The organism is Saccharolobus solfataricus (assembly GCF_900079115.1).
Taxonomy (GTDB): domain Archaea; phylum Thermoproteota; class Thermoprotei_A; order Sulfolobales; family Sulfolobaceae; genus Saccharolobus; species Saccharolobus solfataricus.
In genome coordinates this window covers 1,927,380-1,946,443 of sequence record NZ_LT549890.1, presented here as the reverse complement: position 1 = coordinate 1,946,443, position 19,064 = coordinate 1,927,380, and the positions used below count along the sequence as shown (strand labels likewise).

The 19,064-nt window shown below is 34.2% G+C and carries 14 protein-coding genes and 2 pseudogenes; 8 read left to right on the top strand and 8 right to left on the bottom strand.

Going from position 1 to position 19,064, the window contains the following annotated elements; genetic code table 11:
• The first annotated feature begins 41 nt into the window (after window positions 1-41).
• Complete coding sequence (locus SSOP1_RS10425) at window positions 42-815, top strand: DODA-type extradiol aromatic ring-opening family dioxygenase (protein WP_012713355.1); 774 nt, start codon at window positions 42-44, stop codon at window positions 813-815.
• A gap of 26 nt (window positions 816-841) precedes the next feature.
• A pseudogene (locus SSOP1_RS17725) lies at window positions 842-934 on the top strand (DNA-directed RNA polymerase subunit M); the annotation flags it as partial.
• Here the strand turns inward: SSOP1_RS17725 and SSOP1_RS10420 are convergent.
• Complete coding sequence (locus SSOP1_RS10420; protein WP_048051878.1) at window positions 931-1,338, bottom strand: hemerythrin; 408 nt, start codon at window positions 1,336-1,338, stop codon at window positions 931-933. The pseudogene SSOP1_RS17725 and the gene SSOP1_RS10420 overlap by 4 nt on opposite strands.
• Before the next feature lie 65 nt (window positions 1,339-1,403).
• On the opposite strand from SSOP1_RS10420, the gene SSOP1_RS10415 reads away from it, so the two are divergent.
• Complete coding sequence (locus SSOP1_RS10415; protein WP_012716018.1) at window positions 1,404-1,898, top strand: hypothetical protein; 495 nt, start codon at window positions 1,404-1,406, stop codon at window positions 1,896-1,898.
• A gap of 9 nt (window positions 1,899-1,907) precedes the next feature.
• On the opposite strand, the gene SSOP1_RS10410 is transcribed toward SSOP1_RS10415, so the two are convergent.
• Entirely contained in the window at window positions 1,908-2,258 is a 351-nt protein-coding gene (locus SSOP1_RS10410) for a DUF4898 domain-containing protein (protein WP_010923754.1), read from the bottom strand.
• 535 nt (window positions 2,259-2,793) lie between these two features.
• Here SSOP1_RS10410 and SSOP1_RS10405 point away from each other — a divergent pair.
• The 3 genes and pseudogenes from SSOP1_RS10405 to SSOP1_RS10395 all read left to right on the top strand — a co-directional run bounded on the left by SSOP1_RS10405 (window position 2,794) and on the right by SSOP1_RS10395 (window position 5,206).
• Window positions 2,794-3,029, top strand: a pseudogene (locus SSOP1_RS10405) (VapB-type antitoxin).
• A gap of 337 nt (window positions 3,030-3,366) precedes the next feature.
• Window positions 3,367-4,785 carry an MFS transporter gene (locus SSOP1_RS10400; RefSeq protein WP_010923753.1) on the top strand — a complete coding sequence of 473 codons (1,419 nt, stop codon included), beginning with the start codon at window positions 3,367-3,369 and terminating at the stop codon, window positions 4,783-4,785.
• Window positions 4,786-4,903: 118 nt separating this feature from the next.
• On the top strand, window positions 4,904-5,206 hold the full coding sequence (locus SSOP1_RS10395) for a DUF4898 domain-containing protein (protein WP_010923752.1): 303 nt from the start codon (window positions 4,904-4,906) through the stop codon (window positions 5,204-5,206).
• Window positions 5,207-5,568: 362 nt separating this feature from the next.
• Here the strand turns inward: SSOP1_RS10395 and SSOP1_RS10390 are convergent, their stop codons facing one another.
• The 3 genes from SSOP1_RS10390 to SSOP1_RS10380 all read right to left on the bottom strand — a co-directional run bounded on the left by SSOP1_RS10390 (window position 5,569) and on the right by SSOP1_RS10380 (window position 11,902).
• Complete coding sequence (locus SSOP1_RS10390; RefSeq protein ID WP_010923751.1) at window positions 5,569-8,196, bottom strand: thermopsin; 2,628 nt, start codon at window positions 8,194-8,196, stop codon at window positions 5,569-5,571.
• Between the two features lie 285 nt (window positions 8,197-8,481).
• Window positions 8,482-9,741 (bottom strand): Glu/Leu/Phe/Val family dehydrogenase, encoded by a 1,260-nt coding sequence (locus SSOP1_RS10385; RefSeq protein WP_012713349.1) that lies wholly within the window; start codon window positions 9,739-9,741, stop codon window positions 8,482-8,484.
• 310 nt (window positions 9,742-10,051) lie between these two features.
• Window positions 10,052-11,902 (bottom strand): APC family permease, encoded by a 1,851-nt coding sequence (locus tag SSOP1_RS10380; protein WP_010923749.1) that lies wholly within the window; start codon window positions 11,900-11,902, stop codon window positions 10,052-10,054.
• A gap of 395 nt (window positions 11,903-12,297) precedes the next feature.
• On the opposite strand from SSOP1_RS10380, the gene SSOP1_RS10375 reads away from it, so the two are divergent.
• The gene (locus tag SSOP1_RS10375; protein ID WP_010923748.1) at window positions 12,298-13,776 is read left to right on the top strand and encodes an NCS1 family nucleobase:cation symporter-1; all 1,479 of its coding nucleotides are present in this window, start codon (window positions 12,298-12,300) and stop codon (window positions 13,774-13,776) included.
• Between the two features lie 4 nt (window positions 13,777-13,780).
• Here SSOP1_RS10375 and SSOP1_RS10370 read toward each other — a convergent pair whose 3' ends face one another.
• From SSOP1_RS10370 to SSOP1_RS10360, 3 genes are read right to left on the bottom strand one after another with little or no spacing between them, the layout of a single operon-like run.
• Window positions 13,781-15,277, bottom strand: coding sequence for an acetate--CoA ligase (locus SSOP1_RS10370; protein ID WP_010923747.1), 1,497 nt, complete (start codon window positions 15,275-15,277; stop codon window positions 13,781-13,783).
• 46 nt (window positions 15,278-15,323) lie between these two features.
• Window positions 15,324-16,550, bottom strand: coding sequence for a metal-dependent hydrolase family protein (locus SSOP1_RS10365; protein ID WP_010923746.1), 1,227 nt, complete (start codon window positions 16,548-16,550; stop codon window positions 15,324-15,326).
• Window positions 16,551-16,559: 9 nt separating this feature from the next.
• Window positions 16,560-17,843, bottom strand: coding sequence for an MFS transporter (locus SSOP1_RS10360; RefSeq protein ID WP_010923745.1), 1,284 nt, complete (start codon window positions 17,841-17,843; stop codon window positions 16,560-16,562).
• 346 nt (window positions 17,844-18,189) lie between these two features.
• Between SSOP1_RS10360 and SSOP1_RS10355 the strand changes: the two genes are divergently transcribed.
• Window positions 18,190-19,062, top strand: coding sequence for a metal-dependent hydrolase (locus SSOP1_RS10355; RefSeq protein WP_010923744.1), 873 nt, complete (start codon window positions 18,190-18,192; stop codon window positions 19,060-19,062).
• The last annotated feature ends 2 nt before the right edge of the window (window positions 19,063-19,064 follow it).

Sequence of the window (19,064 nt, the reverse complement as noted above, 5' to 3'; positions counted from 1 at the left end):
GTTAACTTAATTTTTTATTTATATTTTTGGAGTTCTTGTTAATGACAATTGGCTTATTTATATCTCATGGTTCTCCTACAATACTGATTGATGAGAATAAGTGGAAGGACTTATTGAGAAGAGTAGGAAAGGAAATTGAGGAGAAGTATAAACCAGAAACAATAATAGTCTCAAGTCCCCATTTCGTCTCATGGACGGAAACCTTCTATATTGAAAGCAGTGAGAAGCTAGAGTGTATTCAAGATTATTACGATTTCCCAGATGAGACTTATAAATACTGTTATAACGCGTTAAATGACACTGAACTAGTTGAAGAAATAGTGAAAAACGCTGAGGGAAAAGTAGTGAAAGATGATAAATGGGGATTAGATCACGGTGCGTGGATTCCCCTCTTCTACATGTTTCCCGAGTATAAACCAAAAGTTGTAACAATATCAATTACTGACAATTCGCCAGAATCACACTATGAAATAGGTGAAAAGATTAGGAAAGCAGTAGAGAAACTTGGAAGGAAAGCAGTGTTTTTAGCCACTGGTTCACCAACTCATAGGTTAGACTTGTTTTACTTTAAGATAACTCCTAAACCTACAAAATTCGATGCGATATTAATGGATCTAATAAAATCTGGTGAATTTGAGAAAATATTAAAAATTAGTGAACTTTATCCTAAGGAGTATCAGACTGCAATGCCAGAGGGAAATTTAAATACTCTACACATGCTCTTAGGGTATATTAAACCAAAGAAGGCTGAGATACTAGGATATGATACACCTTGGCCCGGAGTTAGTATGCTAGCCGCAAGCTTTTATGAGTAAAAGACTCATTTTTAGACATGCGTTTTTGTCCTAGATGCGGTTCGGCGAGAGCTATATTACTTAATAAGAAGAAAAGATTGTATAGGTGCATGACGTGTAGCTTTGTTTACACTATTTAGAAATTTCTTATATCTATACCAGTAATTTTTTGATAGTTTTCAAAGCCATATTGTTCTATAATGTCTAAGACCAAACCTTTTCTTTCTTTTACCTTCGGAAATACGTATTTCTCTTCATTCAGATTATGATCTAACACTATTTTCATATACCTAGGTACCCAATCTTTTCTCTTCTCCTTTATTATCGTATCACCGTACTTCTCAATTAGTTTATGGTCGTTTGAATAAGGCTTGGCTTCTGGTATATCTTTAAAGACATACAAGTCCTCCATCTTCGCGTGAACATTAACTATGAAGTCATGTAATGTTTCCAATTCCTGCAAAGAATTATCAACTTTTTCCAGAAAATAGAACCTTATTCTAAATATACCATGTTCAAATTTAAGTAGTTCTATTAAGTCCATATTTTCATTAATGTTGGGATTACTAAAAAACCTTTTATTGAAGAGTGAAAAGTGTAGAGATAGTAATGAAATTCTCATTTCTTCTATTACTGATAATAACCGTAATTTCGAAAACGTTTATGCTAGGCAATTATATAATACATGTTAACGTAAATGAGAATTTTCCATTAGTTCAAAGCGTTGAGAACTCCACTATTGGTATAAAATTTGTAGTAAGTGTAAAGAACTTTACAGTAGAACCTCAAACTATTGATAAGTTATTAGCAATAAAGAATAGCACCAATTTCTCGGAAATAATTGTACCTTATTATCTGATTAACAAAACATTCTCAATAGTTTATAATGGGAGTTATTATGCAAACATTACAATAAGCTCTGTGCAAGTAAACGACAGTAATAATTTTGGTGGAAATCTTACGAATGTTTCATTCATTTCTACCTCTTCATCTCCTTTAGCCTTAAACACTTTTTACAGTAATGGGGTTATTGTAATGGTACTAGTTGCAACATTTTCAATAGTCTTATATACAATTTTACAGACCAAGAAGAAGAGAAAATAAGAGGAAAGATTAAGTTCGGAATGCTGAAAGCTCCTTTGATTCTTCTCTCTCACTTACGGATTGTAGTCCAATTATTATCATTGATTTCTGTGGTAGTTTAGATGTGATATAGCACGATACTTCTAGTGTATCTTTAGCTCTAATTAAACTTTCCTTAATTATCTTAACTGGTAAATCAGAAGATATTACTACGAAATATTTGACACTGTATGGAAGGAACGTGCTAAAGAATTTTTCAAAGTTTGAGATGATTTTTGTATTTATAAGGAATATGTGTCTTATATCTTCTTTCTTTAAAAGCTTTAATAAATCATCATCAAGATAATTTTCAAGTTCTTTAACACTTAAGTGTTCCATCATATATAAAGTATCCTAAGTTATATATTAATTTAACTTCTTTACACTTCATCAGATTTCAAGGACAAGGTTTATGTGTGTAAATATACTTGTAGTTTAAAGGGCAAGGATCTCTCTAAATTTATGCAAAAACCTTAAGTATGTTAGGGAGAGAAGCGATTAGGATCCGTTAGTAATTATAATATTATCTCTAGATTAGTGTAAGTCTATAAGGGAATACTTGATTAAATAACAGTGTATCGAGAAAAATAAGAAGCATAGTAATAATATTATTATGAACAATAATTTGATAATCTATACTCAAAAGCAATGGTCAAGGTGATCTACAAAATCCTCCAAGGAGAATGAAACGTACCAAAACACCTACTACTCAAGCAAAGACTCAATCAAATTATTAGACCTTAACTACTCCAAACACTCTTGGGGTAGCAAGATAAAAAACAAGATCGTAATAAAGCATAACAAGCTTGAGGCTATGTGGGACAAATCTGCATAAGTGGGGAAAAGTTAATAATCTCGGGGATTTATAATATAAATCATGGCATATGTTGTAAAAGTGGATGATAGAGGTAGATAAAGCTTCCTAAAAATCTAGCTAATGCTGACTCGGTAATAATAATTGAGGCAGGGACTTTCTTCGTCGGTATACCTATTCCTAAGGACCCCTTGGCTGAAACTTACGGCATAATTAGAACTGAGCTTAGTGTTAAGGAGCTGAAAGAAATTACTGAAAAGGAGGCTGAAAGGGACGCATTAGGAAGGCACTCAAAATGATGATAGAGAGTGGGGTTTGGGCTTTATTGAATTTTCATGAATTTGTATCTAATTCTCAGCCCTTGGGCCTCACCAAAGTCACGGGGCATTGCCCCACTCATACCCCTCCACCTATATAAGAAATATCAGTAAAAAGGTTTGGTCAACCTTAGACGTCAATATTGAATGAAAATGCATTGCCCTTTAAAGTGTGATGAAGTATAGTTGCTTATCATAACTAAGTTGTAACTAAAAGCATTACTATTTATGGTAAAGAGTTAACACTATATCATTCTTTTATGTTCATTGAAAAAGATATATCGAAAAATTTATTTGTCTTTATATCGCTCTTTTCTTTATGGACTCTAAAGAAGCAATGCGTACTTTAATTACCCTCACTCTAATGTTAACTTTAGTAAATTACGTTGAGACAATGGTTATACCTGCACTGCCGAAAATCGAAACACAATTCTCTACTACAGCCACAACGGTTGCATGGATAACATCAGCCTATCTCATAGTTGGTGCAATTGCATCACCACTTTTTGGAAAACTTGGTGATAGATATGGGAAGAAGAAAGTTTACCTCTTATCTATTGGGTTTTACTCGTTAGCTGTATTATTAGCTGGGTTCTCAACTAACATCTACTTTTTAATTTTCGCTAGGGCGATTCAAGGATTAGGCTATGCAACGTTTCCTCTTGCAATAGCCATTATAACTGACCTATTTCCCAAAGAGCGAGTTGCATGGGCTCAAGGTATTTTAAGTGCGACACTCGCAGCCGGTCCAGCCTTAGGATTATTAGTAGGTTCCTATATAGTTCAAGATCTTGGATGGCCTTATGCGTTTCATACCGCATTTTTACTATCAATAATTCTAGTAATAATTTCCGCAAAGTACATAGTTGAGATCCCCGAGAAGACTAGGGAGAAGATAGATTATTTAGGGGCAACATTTCTTATGCTAACAGTAGTTCCGTTATTAGTATATTTATCTAATGGTCCTAATGTTGGTTGGACTTCACTTAGTCAATTGTTATTGATTGCGATTTCAGTAATAGCATTTCCCATATTTTTATTGGTAGAGAGAAGAGCCAATGAACCCTTGATGAGACTTGAGTTATTTGGAGTAAGAAATATAATGGTAGCAAATATAGCTGGGCTAATATCTGGAGCTGGAATGTTTTTAATGTTTACAGGATTAGTCTATTATCTTCAACTACCTCAACCCTATGGACTAGGCTTATCCATAATAGAATCTGGGCTGTTAATGGCACCTGTAGCTTTAGTAATGATGATTGTCGGACCGATAGTAGGTAGATTGATTAACGCTACTGGACCTAAGCCATTACTTATCATAGGTTCTGTAATTAGCATTTTTGGTTATTTGCTTCTAGATACTTTTAGGTATAGCGTATATGAAGTTGTACTTGATGTCATGATAACTGCTGTAGGGTTAGTTAATATTATGATTCCATTAGTTAATATGGTCGCAGTATCTTTACCAGAGGAACAAAGAGGAATAGGAATAGGAATGAACACTTTAATAAGAACTATCGGAAGTTCAATTGGCCCAGTAATCTCAACAGTGTTTATGGACACCTACACTACATGGATAATATACGATTTTAACGATCAAATTGTACCGTTAGCTCAAGTACCATCTTATTCAGCCTTTCATTACATGTATACTGCTGCAGTCGGTATAATGGTCCTAAACCTTATCGTTGCTTTATTCACTAGGAATTACGTAATTAAGACGGGGCAACATGCGTGAGCTTTCTACTTATCTTTTCTATTTAAGTATTGCAGTATAAATTGTATAAATCCTATATACTTCTTATGGAATATTATACATGTATACTTATTAACCATGGAAAATATACATAAATATAATGGTAGTTATACCAATTGAGGAGTTATCAGAACATGTTGAGGATAGCCTAATTAAAATGATAAGTAAAAGTGGAAGTGTGAAGTTTGTTAGGTTCGTTAGTCCCAGTTTGATAGTTGATGCTCAGAAATTTTTCAAGACTTTTGTACCTACTGCTAAGTATTATGTAGTGATAGTGCCAGACAACGTAAAAAATGAAAAAGTAAAAGATGAGCTTATATCTATGTCAAGAAATAGTTTTAATTTTACAATCCTTTATTCTTATAAGCTTATGGATAAAATTTTAATAATAGGTTACGATTGATTGAAACAAAAGAAGGGAAAAGTGTTATAATAGATAGCTTGAAGGAAGAAAGGTCGCAAATAAGGAATTACTAATATCGGACTGTAATATATTAGTACTTGTAGCGCTTGAAAACGTCATAAATAAGTTTAATGCTCCCTTCAGTGTAGGCAACAATTTCACTCATGAAGCGTAGTTTAAATTCCCTTAAATCGGCTTTCATTGACATGTAAATATTTAGTAGAAATTAGAAGGAAAAACTATAATATTCAATTTTTACTATAGAATTTTATGTTGAATTGAAAATGAGTTTCTAATCTATATGATACTAAATTAACGAAACTGCTGTCTAAGCTGTAGAGAATAGCAGAAAGAATTAAAAATTATTTTCTTTTACTGATTACTAGTATAACAACTATAACTATTATTAAGATTATACCCGCAATAATTCCTATGCCTACGTAATTATATCCAGAGTTAACTATTAACGTTTTCACAGCAGTCTTACCCCATAAATCTTTAGCTATTAGCGTAATATTATTTTCACCGTTTTGCAACTTAAACTGTAACTGGGTTGTTGATGAGTAGTTACCTACAAGTTTACCGTTTAAGAAGATAAGATAATACGGATCAGTTCCGCCATTAACTGAAGCCGATAATGCAATTGATGTATTATACTGAATGAAGTTTCCTTGAGTTTGTTCTTTAACACTTAACGAAGGAGGTGGGACTATTAACACTGGTTTACTCATATTTATTATATAACCTGCAGAATCTCTTACCGTTACCGTTATTATATAAACTCCTATACTGCTTAAATTTAGTTCCTTAATGGATTCATTACCCACATAACTTCCGTTAATATACCAAGAAATATAGTAGGGTGGTGTTCCTAGAGATACTGTAGCGTTAACTGGAAACTCAGCTCCAGAATCTATAGTAGTTTTAGGTACTGATAACTCAACTACGGGATCAGGGTTAACCTTTATAATAACGCTCTTCGCTGACGATACCCCTAGAACGTCTTTTACCATAACAGTAATGTTATATTCGCCAATATTAGAAGGCGTGAAATTATACAGTTCATCCCCAATTCCACTACTTACTAAAGAGTTATTAACGTACCAGTAATATATAAGGCTTCCAGATCCTCCTTTACCTATAGCCTTTATTACTTCCCTTAATCCCTTATCTGTCTCAGAGGTATAACTTAATGTAGAAATATAGGGATTGGGATTGATAGTGAAATTATATTTTGAAATATTTATACTACCTGCGTAATCCTCAACTTCTATTTGAATGGTGTATTTTCCTATACTATAGCCCTTCATGTTTACTGCGTAATATGTAATTGAAGTGTAATTTATAATTTTATATGTTTCTGATAATATCCCGCTATCATTAGATATTGTAATAATGATGTTATATGGCTTAGTACCTCCGCTTATTATTGAGGTAAAGTTAAAGTATGGCAATGCAAGATCTATATAATTGGTTACGTTGAGTATTTGTACTTTTAAGGGTGGGTTTATTGTAAGTGAGAATTCGTAAGATTTTGAATTTCCATTAAAATCAGTAAGTTTTATTTTAACAGTATAATTACCTGGAGAAAGCGGACTTAAGAATAAATAATACGTTGATACAGAGGGGAATAGAACGTAAGTATATCCAGATAACTCGTTTCCACTGCTATTGCTAATTGTAACGTTTAACTTATACGGTAAAACTCCGCCAGAGACGTTTATAGTAAATATGTATGGGAAATTCTGGTCTGTAGCTTTAGTGTAATTAACAACGTTAAATCTCAACTGTGATACGTTTTCGTTTAAGTTGTTTATAACTTGATAACCACTACTCACTAAATAAACGCCATTATATGAAATAGAATATAAGTTATCTGCAGATTCCTCAGTATCAAGACCAAAGGGGAAGAGGAATTTAGGGGGTGCTAAAGTTCCGTTTAAATATTGATAGATCATAGCTAATTCTACATTTGATTCATTAAAGAACGTAAACTCGCCATTACCTCCACCACCTAATATTAGCTCTGCATCGTAAGCAAGCCCTCCTGCAGTGAAGTTATAACCATCTACTAGGATATATGCTGATAAAGTATTAGGTATTAATATGGTGACATTATCGTACCATATGGGTGAACCACTCTGGTTCATATAACCAAAAGATATCATGGGACCTTGAGAAGTGTATGATGTGTTTATGAGTAAGTATTTTAAAGAGGGTATCAAGAGTGTTGAGAAATTGGTACCATATGCGTAATAATCATTTCCATTATTAGTAACGTAAACTATTCCATTACCCTTCACAGTACTATTAGATAGAATTGAGATTTTACCAGTGAAATTCCATATATTATCTAAAAATATGTAGGAATCGTTATTGGTATAAATTTGTATAACATTCTGTAACCAAAGTTGTTGAGAACCACCTATAGTATTAACTTGAAGAACTACATTTAACTGAATAGATGCAGAGTATTGACTTACACCAGCTGGTGGTGTCGAATTATAAGCTAGTAATTTGTTAATTTCAACAGCACCTATTACACTTTTAATTTTCTCTATATAAGGACTAATAACACCGTTGTTAATCTTAAGACCATAATCGGCTATACCAGTAGGCAAGGGTCTTGTTAGAATATAGTAATTTAACGTAACAGGATTATTACTAATGTTATTATAGAAAACAATATAATATTGCCCACTTAGAGGAAAGAATTTACTAAGGGAATTAGTAGTAATTGAATATATTGACTGAGATGAACCCGTTTGATTAAATTGATAAAATTGTGAAGGAGTCATAATCATGAACGTTATTGGTGACGATGTGTAAAAAATTACGTCAATACCGCTTCCCTGTGTAGCATTTTCACTAATATAGAAAAGGTAGTGAGGAGGTAATTGTATTTGGTCATATAAAGATATGGATAAAGTAAAAAAGGAAAATAATGGAAGAATTAACATTGCCAAAAGTAGTATTTTAAGCAATCTCATGTGTAAAAGTGGATACCATGTTATATTTAAATATTGTTATCGTAATACTTTATGTAACTAACGTTAACAATAACGCTTTTACCAACATTATTTTAATGACATTTTATCGATTTATGCTAATGATATTAAGTGATCAAAAATTAGTAAAACTTATACATTTAAGGGGCTAAGTAATAAATTATGAAAGTTGAACTCTAATCAAGCTCTATTCTTTATTTCATTATTATCCTACCTTGTCTTATCTTTCTCTTTAAGGGGTCTAGGATTAAGCCCAAGGAAAAAATATTATAATAGACCTCTAGCTTTCATAGCTCTTACTACTCTATCCACAGCTAATGCCATGGCAGCAGTTCTCAGATCGTGATCTTCTAATTTCTTTTGATGATAATCGTATAGGGTATTGAAAGCATTGTTCATTCTGTCGACTATAAGCTTCTTAGCCTCTTCATCGCTTATTATTTGACCCATTTTATTATTAGCCCACTCTACATAACTTCCAACAACTCCACCAGCATTAGCAAGTATATCTGGCACAACTACTATGCCCCTTTGTCTCATTATTTCATCTGCATCAGCAGTCAATGGACCATTTGCACCCTCAACAATAAGCTTAGCCTTAATCTTGGGAGCATTAAACTTATTTATGACGTTTTCAAGCGCTGCAGGTACTAATATATTACAGTCCGATATTAGTAGTTCCTCATTTGTGACCTTTCTTCCCTCAGGATAATTTGTCACACTTCCAGTTTTCTCCTTTATTTCCATAGCCTTTCCAACATCTATTCCATTCTCATTAATTACTCCACCTTTAGAGTCACTAATTCCTACTATTTTAGCTCCCATATCGCTTAGGAATTTAGCTGCATAATACCCAACATTTCCGAAGCCTTGAATTATTACCCTAGCTTCCTCAATACCTCCTATAAACTTATTCGCAGCTTCCTTAGCTATGGTAGCAACTCCAAGTCCAGTACTGTATAATCTAACACCTATTCCACCTAGTTCCACTGGCTTCCCAGTAAATACTGCGAAATCAACATTTCCAGTTATCTTTATGTACTCATCTAGGTACCATGCCATGGTTTGTGAATCTGTGTTCACATCTGGGGCTGGGATATCTAATTCGCTACCTAAATATTTATAAATAGCTTGGATAAACTTTCTCGATAATTGTTCTAATTCTTCTTTAGTCAACTTTTTAGGATCTACTCTAATTCCACCTTTTCCTCCTCCATATGGTAATAATAGTAATGAGTTCTTCCACGTCATTATCATAGATAACGCTTCTACCTCATCTTGTGTAACATTAGGATGATACCTAATTCCGCCCTTGTATGGGCCTAAAGCCGAGTTGTGCTGACTTCTCCAACCCATAAATGTTTTTAATTTACCATCAGACCCTCTAATTTGTATCTTAACTTGAATTATTCTTTCGGGCTGAGAAAGCGTTTCTAAAGTTTCGTTATCAAGACCCAATAATTCTCCGACTTTATATAACTTTTTGACTTGTTGAGTATACAGACTCGAACTAAGAACTTCTTCCATCAATATAAATTCGTTTTCCCGGAATAAAAATTTATTCCAGCATAGCTTTAAAATTTTCTTAACTCACAATTTTCTTTAGGTGAAAAAGTCAAAACGATATAAAAAGGGAATTTATTAATTGATATGCTACCAAAATGTAATAAATGGTTTTTAGTTGTTATTTGCTTTTTAGAAATTGTTTGGAAACTCACAACTATTATAATAAACAGTTTCTACTTTTCATTATTTTAGCATGATTTTTCGACCTAAAATAAGGCATAATTTCTTGATTAAAAAGTTTCCATTAAGATTCGAAATAACATTTTTTCAATTAATCTCTTCTCTCCTTCTGATCTTCAATAATTTCTTCTATTTCCCTTGTTCTAAAACCACTTAAAACGGCTAAATAATGGAATATTATACCTATTATCGAAATTATTGCAATATCATAAGGGAATCTTATAGGAGCAGAGTTGCTTGATGGTCCAAACTCACTAGGATAACTGATAATGTAAATTGTAATAATTAAGCCCATAAGCCAAAATCCACTCTTCAGGTGTACTTTCTCATTAGTGTTTACAGTTAGATAAGCAACTACTAGGGGTGTTAACGCCATTAATATAAATAGTGCAAAGTATAGTATAGGATTATCGTTATTCAAAACTAGGCTATAATATCCGATTATAGTTAATATGATATTTACAACTAGTTGTGATATTCCTAAGCTAATACCAATCCATTTCTTTAGCCCTAGAATCTTCACAGCATAATTTATCCAGAAGATTGGAATTCCAATAAATAAAGCAGAGATGATATAAAACAATGTTGTAAACCCTGACCAATACACTATTAGCAAGGAAACTATTGTAGCAACTGGCGCTATTATGCTAGCAAACGGTATCTTAATTCCTCTCTTTAAATCGGGGGCTGTTTTTCTCAAGGTTTGTAAACCTATACCGCCCATAATATACGTAAGTACAGTAGCTGAGGAGTTGAATCCAACTAATAAATACCAACTTGGAAACGGAAGTAGGAATATGATACTGGCTATTAAGGATACGATTAAGGACCATATAGGGATTCTATAGCTATTTAATTTTTTAAATATTAGTGGGAAATATTCTTCTGCTGATAACCCGTAAAGCGTCCTAGCTGATGTCCCAGTATAAACTAGTCCAGTTCCACTGGGAGATAGAACCGCATCTATTAAAAGTACATATCCCCAAGCTCCAGCTATTGCTAGACCTTCAGCTTCCAGCTCACTGTAGAATGGACTGTTAGCCCACTTACTATTTAGCAATGCTGACCAATTGCCTGGTGTTACTCCAGCAGATACCCAATTTATTGCACCTATAAAAGCTATTTGTAGGAAAGTGTAAATTAGTATGGCAATTACTATTGAGAGAATTATGGCTCTCCATACGTTCCTTTCAGGGTTTTTGGCCTCTCCAGAATACTCTATGGGTTGTCTAAATCCTAAATACGAGTAGATTATCCCAGCCGAGGGTATTGCATACAGCATACCAACTGGACCACCATAATTTGATGCAACACTTTTCGGAAATAATCCTCCATAATTTGTAAAATTACTTGATTTAAATGCGAAAAATAATAACATAAATGTAACAACTGGTATGATCAATTTCCAAACTGTTATGGCTGAATTCGTTTTCCCTAAGATCTTTATACCGTAATAATTTACTAAGAAATAGATAAATAGTAAAAGAATGGAAAACAGTAATCCGGGAAGCGTCAATATAGTAACTGGTGTGCCGTTAACAACTGTTGAGTTAGTAAGCAATTTACTCAAAGTAGGGTTTACATTAGTTAAGTATTCGATTGTTGCTAAAGCTTCTATAGAAGGTGTAGAGATTGCCGAGAGAAGATATAGAAATGCTATGACAAATCCAGTGTAACTTCCGTGGGAATAAACTGGATATCTAACTATACCACCAGTTTTAGGTATTGAACTTCCAAGTTCGGCATAAGCTAACCCTATAAACATTACCATTATCCCAGCTATTATCCAAGATAAAATTCCAGATGGCCCCGCTATGGATGCCACGCTTAAGGAAGCTAGTAACCAACCAGAACCTATCATTGCACTTAAAGATAAAAAGGTTAGATCCAAGAGGCCCAACTCTTTCCTTAACAACTTATCGGAGTTACTGACGCTTGTCATACAAATTATTTACGAAATAAGATAGGTCTTTTTAAAGTAATATCTAAAGAAACGTACGCTAATCGTACAGTTTGAGAGGTAATGATTTCGTAGTTCGTAAATGCGGTATCGAACTCTTACTGAATTGGTGACCTCAGGAGAGATGAACTAGGATGAATTCTCAATTTTTTCTCAGAATTATTATATGTCAAAAAACACACCTCATAAATAATGTATATATAATATCGTATAAGTCACTTTTCCTCTTATCTAGTTACATTGACTCTAGTAAATTAGAAAAATATAATTAGAGAATATTGGAGATTTTTGGTATTTCCTAATTCACGATTAGATTAAAAATTACTCTCTCTTTTAATCAGTTTAATTTATATACCCCTTTTTAGCAATACTGAAAGATGTCAGAACAAGAAATAAACCACGTTAATTTAGACTTAACGGAATATAATCAAGGAACGACTGTAGTACCAGACAGTTACTATAATCCAAACATAGCACCGCTTCCTAAAAACGCAAAAACATGGACATGGATAAATTATGCTACCATATGGGCTGGAATGATACATAACGTCCCCGCATTTATGCTTGCGGGGCTATTAACATTTGAGTTCGGCCCACTAATAGCATTAATGATCATCGCAATAGCCTACTTTACCTTGCTAATAGCGCTATACTTAAATGGGCATATAGGTACAAAATGGGGAATTCCATTCCCCTCATCAATTAGACCAATGTTCGGAATAAGGGGTGCTAGAGTACCAGTAATAATGAGGGCAATTTCAGCATTGTTTTGGTTCTCCGTTGAGACCTATGCTGGCGGTCTAATATTAGATGCGCTAATCTCAATCTTTTATCCCTCATGGTCAACAATCTCAGCAGACCTCTTAGGAATGCCACTCCATCTGACAATTTCGTTCTTCCTCTTTTGGTTCCTTAATGTATTAGTCTTATTTAAGGGAATGGATGATATAAAGAAATTTGAACTAATTGCTGGTCCCTTGGTAATAATAATCTTAGGAGGTTTGATGATTCACGCAATTACTCTTGCAAATGGTCTATCATCATTGTTTCAAATAAGGGGCAATAACGTTTCATTACCTAACATAGCCTTAGCAATATCCACAATGGCAGGTTTTTGGGCAACCCTAGTCCTAAACATTCCGGACTTTACGAGATTTTCTAGAAGCCAAAAGGACCAACTAATAGGACAAACTATTGGTCTACCTATACTTACGTTGCTTTTCAGCTTCATAGCAGTTGGGTTAGCATCGGCAGTAATTTATATTTACAATATTCCAAGTAATGACACAATTAATTATGTAAACCCAGTAAATATAATGTATCTCTTTACTGACAATCCTTACATAACGTTAATCTTAGGAATCAGTCTAGTTATTGCAACAATCTCAGTTAACGTTGCAGCAAATATTGTATCACCCGTTTACGACTTGATAAGTTTATTCCCAAAGAAGCTTAACACGTGGTCTAAATCAGCTATTGTATCTGCAATTCTGGGTTTACTTTACGCCCCATGGTTATGGTACAATAACGCTTCAAGTATAGAAAATGTGATAAATTTGATTGGTGCCGGTCTAGGTTCTGTCGCCGGAGTCATGATAGCCCACTACTGGATATTAGGAAAAACTGAAATTAAACTTGCAGATCTATTTAAGCCAAATGGAAGATATTGGTATGTGTCAGGCTATAACGTTAATGCGTTAGTTGCAATGATCATAGGGTTCTCTGTACCAGTAATAGGATTTCTAATTCCTAAACTATCCTTGCTATATGACTATGGTTGGTATCTTGGATTATTTTTGAGTATAGCAATATATTTGGGATTGGAGAGAAAAAGAGAAGTGAAAATGGAACCTTAATTTTTTATTTCTTTCTAAGTAGATATCTTTGTATTTTACCACTCTCAGTCTTTGGCAATTTATCAACAAAGTCAACCCTTTCTAGATGTACGTGCCTAGAATATTTAGTATTTACAAAATCAATAATCTCCTTCTTTAGTTCCTCACTTGGAGTATATCCACTTTTGAGTACAATATAAGCATGTAATACATGTCCTCGTATTGGATCTTCATCGGCAACAACAGCAGATTCTAGTACTGCGGGAAATTCTAGAAGTACGCTCTCAACTTCAAATGGACCTATCCTGTAACCAGATACCTTAACCACATCGTCCTTCCTTCCAACAAACCATAAATATCCTTCCTCATCTTTATACGCATTATCACCAGTCAAGTACCAATCGCCTCGAAATGATTCCTTGGTCTTCTCTGGATTGTTTAGATATCCCAAGAAGTGGAAACCTGGAGAATCTCTCTTGACAGCTATAATATCCTCTATTATATCGACCTCATAACCAGGTGCAGGTAGTCCCATACTCCCTATTTTTACTTTTGCGTCATATCCCCAGCCATTATAAACTACCATTCCAACTTCAGTTTGTCCATAATGATCCTTGATAGTAACATTGTACTTATCCATAAACCATCTTATAACTTCTGGGTTAAGTGGTTCACCTGCAGAACTCGCTCTTTCCAATACTAAATCATACTTCTTCTTAACCGTTCCAGCTATCATTCTATATGCCGTAGGTGCGAAAGCAAAATTAGTAACCTTATTTTCCTCCATGAACTCCATTGTCCTTTCTGGGTTAAATGGTTCGTCAAGAAAGATTATAGTTTTCCCAAACATTAGCGGTCCTATTATACCATAATATAGCCCATAAGCCCATCCAGGATCTGCGGGGTTCCAAAACACGTCATTTTCCCTAACACCTATACCATATTTCATGTAGACATAAATGTTAAGAAATAGCCTCTTAGCGATTAGGGCCCCTTTAGGTGTTCCCGTAGTACCAGAAGTGTAAAGTAAAATTATTGCATCATCCCAATTTATCTTTTCAATCTCTTTCAATTCACCGTAACTTAATAATTCATCAAACTTGGAGAAGAGTATTGCATCATTTATCTTATCCTTTTGGTCATCTTGACAAAAGATAATTTTTGGTTTTACATCTCTAGTCCTCATCTTAATTGCCTCTGGCCCAAATGCAGTAAATAATGGTTGATAAATTGCTCCTAGGGAGAGAGTTGCTAAAAATACTATGATTTGTTGAATCTTCTTTGAAGCTAATATTGCTATTACATCACCCTTTTTAATGTTATGAAACTCCTTGAGATATAAGGCAAGTCTTAATGCCTTTCTTTTAAGATCTGAGAAGCTTATCTCCTCCATAGCGTTCTTAGTGAATCTCTTAACTGCTATACCGTCATGAGAAGTCAAAACGTCTAATGGGTTCTCGTCTAAATATCTAATTACCTCACTCCACGAAAAACTTCTCCTAACTTCTTCATAACTAGCCATAAGTTAATTATACATTTAAAACTTAAAAGGTTTATAAAAAGAAAAACTAACCCTTAATTGACTTATTCTCCACCGTTAATTTTCCATTCTTGACTACATGTGTAATCTTAGATATTTCCCTCACATTTAGCGTAGGATCACCATTAATGATTATGATATCAGCATCTTTTCCAATCTCTATTACACCAGCGTTAATTCCAATAGCCATCGCAGCATTATAAGTTGAGGCTCTTAAAGCCTCTATTGGAGACAGCCCTCCTCTTTCAACAAGTAAAACAGTCTCCATCCAATTCTTTCCCATATCAATCTCCTCTAATCCCGTTTCAAAACCCAAATCAGTACCACTTATTATCGTAACTCCATACTCCTTAGCTTTTCTAACAACATTTGCAATATTCTCCCTTACGGAAGTGATCTTTTGGAGTCCCCACTCATCGACTCCAATCTGTTTACCATATTTGAATATTAACTCTTGAATCGTCAATGTTGGAGTTAACGTTACGTTTTTCTCCTTCATTAACTTTAGCGTCTCATCCTTAAGTAAGGTACCGTGTTCTAACGTTTTTACTCCAGCCTCTATTGCAATCCTTGCTCCTCTATCTCCATGAGCATGAGCTGCTACGTAAGTATTGACTTTTTCAGCTTCGTTAACTATTGCCCTAATCTCCTCGTAACTTAGCTGGGGATGTTCTGGTCTATCCCTCTGTGATAGCACTCCGCCAGTTGCGAATATTTTGATGAAATCAGCGCCATCCCTTAGAACTTTCCTGGCAGCGTGAATACATGATTCCATTCCGTCACAAAATTCAGAAAAGCTCATGGTTTTTGAGAACTCTAACGGTACATCATGACTTAATTCCCCATGTCCAAAAGTCTGTGTAATAGGTTTGCCGGCAGCAATTACCTTAGGCCCACCTATAATTCCGTCATTTAAAGCCCTCTTTAAGGCTAAAGACACTGTTTCTCCACAGTCCCTGACAGTTGTAAATCCAGCTAACAGTAGCTTTTCTAGCCATTTAGCAGCGCGAAGTACCCTATATTCTGGTTTCTCAAACATTATCTTTAATAGACTACCACCTTTGATTCCAGAAAGATGAATATGAGCGTCAATTAATCCGGGCATTACAAACATGTCTTTGGCATCAATTTCCATTTTCGCACTGTGATCTTCTCTAGAGACTTCTACAATTTTTCCTTCTCTCACATAGATGTTAGTTTTTCCTATTATTTCTTTTCCGTTAAAAACGATCCCGTTTCTTATGGCTAGCTCCATGATTATCCCTTATCTTTTCAATACTTCTTGTCCCTCAAATACTGTTCCTTTAGTTTCTTTATACAATAAATAAGCTATTAATGTTAAGATCATTCCAGCTATTCCCCAATAAACAGGTGCTAATTTATAACCAGTAGCGTAAATCAGATAGCTTGCAATGAATGGCGTGGTTCCTCCAAATACCGCAACTCCCACATGGTAGTCGAAGGATAAGGCTGTATATCTTACTTTGGTTGGGAATAACTCAGTTAAGGCAGTTGCATATGCACCAGTTGACATTGAACCTATAACGGAGTACATTATTTGAGCTAACAATATTAGTGAGAATTGGCCAGTAGAGATTAATAAGAAATACGGGTATACGAGGATTAATAAACCTACTGCAGTTGCAACCATTAATGGCTTTCTCCCTACTTTATCAGCCAACATTGCGAACAAGAGTATAGATATTGCCTCAACGATGTATCCTATAGTCAAGGCTAATGAAACGAGTCGTGCAGGTACTCCTATCACATTTTCTAAATATGATGATGCGAAAACACTAGTAGCATATGTCATTGTAGTACCACCTATTATGAATCCTAAACCCAATAGTATCCTTTTCCAATAAATTCTGAAAGCATCAACTAGTGGAAAATGAGAAATCTCATTCTTCTCCTTAACTTTTTTGAATACTGGTGATTCAGAAATTTTTAGTCTTATCATGACTCCTATTACTGCGATAAATGCGCCAATTATGAAAAGTATTCTCCAACCAATAGATGCGAAAGCACTAGGTAACATAATACTACTAAAGACGAATATTAATCCAGTAGCCATTAGCGGGCCTATACCTTGGGCCATTTGAGCAATTCCGGTATAAAAAGCTCTTTTCCCAGGTTCTGCAAATTCCGCTGAGAGAGTAATTCCTCCTCCAAATTCGCCTCCTAGTGAAAATCCTTGAAGTAATCTCAAAATCGTCAGCAACGTGGGTGCTAAAACACCTAATATAGCGTAACCTGGTAATAAACCCGTAAATAATGACGATAGCCCCATTAATGTCATAGTAATTATTAATGTATATTTCCTTCCTATCTTATCACCTAGATGACCAAACACTATTGCTCCCAGCGGTCTACCAGCAAAGCCTGTAGCAAATACTGCAAACGTGTCAAGAAGCGACACTATTTTATTTCCAGATGGGAAGAATAAGTTAGCCAAGATGCCAGCTACGAATCCGAATATCAAAAAATCATAGAATTCGAATGCTATACCTATCATTGCTGCGATTGAAACTTTTGTTTCTTCCTTCATATTTTACAATCGTTTGTTTCTTCCTTCAATTTTTTACTCATTAAAAGTTAAACAGTATTCTATCATAATGAAGAGACTTTTACAATATAACTGAAAAATTTTTAAGTAAATTATAGATAAATTATAGGATCTAAAAATCTCGTTATTTTATAGAAGAGATGATTTTCTACTAAATTTTATAAATAGTTTACTATTTTAGGTATTTTTCCTCATCTTAAACAATCTTAACATTTATTATTAACTAAGTGAATATTTTAACTTAATTATCTGAAGGTTAGAACCAAGCTTTTTATTAATTTCATGCTGTCATAAAATTTATTAGAATGAGAAAAGGTAATAATTTTATATGAATTTACACACTCACATAATATTAGCCTTGGCATTTGGGCTAATTTTCTTCCACAATGACATAACCTTAGCTGTGTTAGTAGGGATTGGAGCGGCAATACCTGACCTGGATAGGGAATATGTATTAACTAAGAGGAAAATATTTGCAAAATATCAACTACACAGAGCTCTCTTCCATAACATCTTTTTCGCTCTTGCAATGGTCTATTTAAACTTTTACTTAGGATTGGGAATATTTCTTCATATGGCTTTGGATCTACTTACATCACCTACGGATAGGGGTGTAGAATTGTTTTTCCCTTTAGGTAGATTGGTTAAAAATTATGAACTGGACTACGACGGTAATATAAGGAAAAGCAGGGGGATAATGTGGTATCTTGAAGATCCAATGAGAATAATAAATAAGACGGCAGATCCTGGGTTGAAAGAAGTAGTTAAGATGCCTTGGATCAGAATTTATGGTCCCTTTAAAAACAGTAGACTAGTTGATTGGATGATATTCTATTCTTCTTTCGTGTTCATCCAATTATATGAGTTAAATCATCTTGCTGAATGGTGGAAAATATTTCTATACACTGTGTTTGTAAAATTTACCTTTATTGTAATCGGAATAGTGCTATTTTACTTCACAGGAGAATTATGGAGAAGAAGATTGCAGTTTCAAAATTTAAATAGTAAATTGAAATATGTAATACTTGGCGTAATGGCTTTAGGCCTATCACTCATTCTATTTCAAGGTATAAATCTGTATTCGCCCATGAAACCCATAATCAATTTCAATACATTAGTTCTTATAATAGTCTCAATGCTTGTTGGGTTATTTTTGGCTTATATTCACGTAAGACTTAGGTTTAAAAAAGTCACGCTATAATT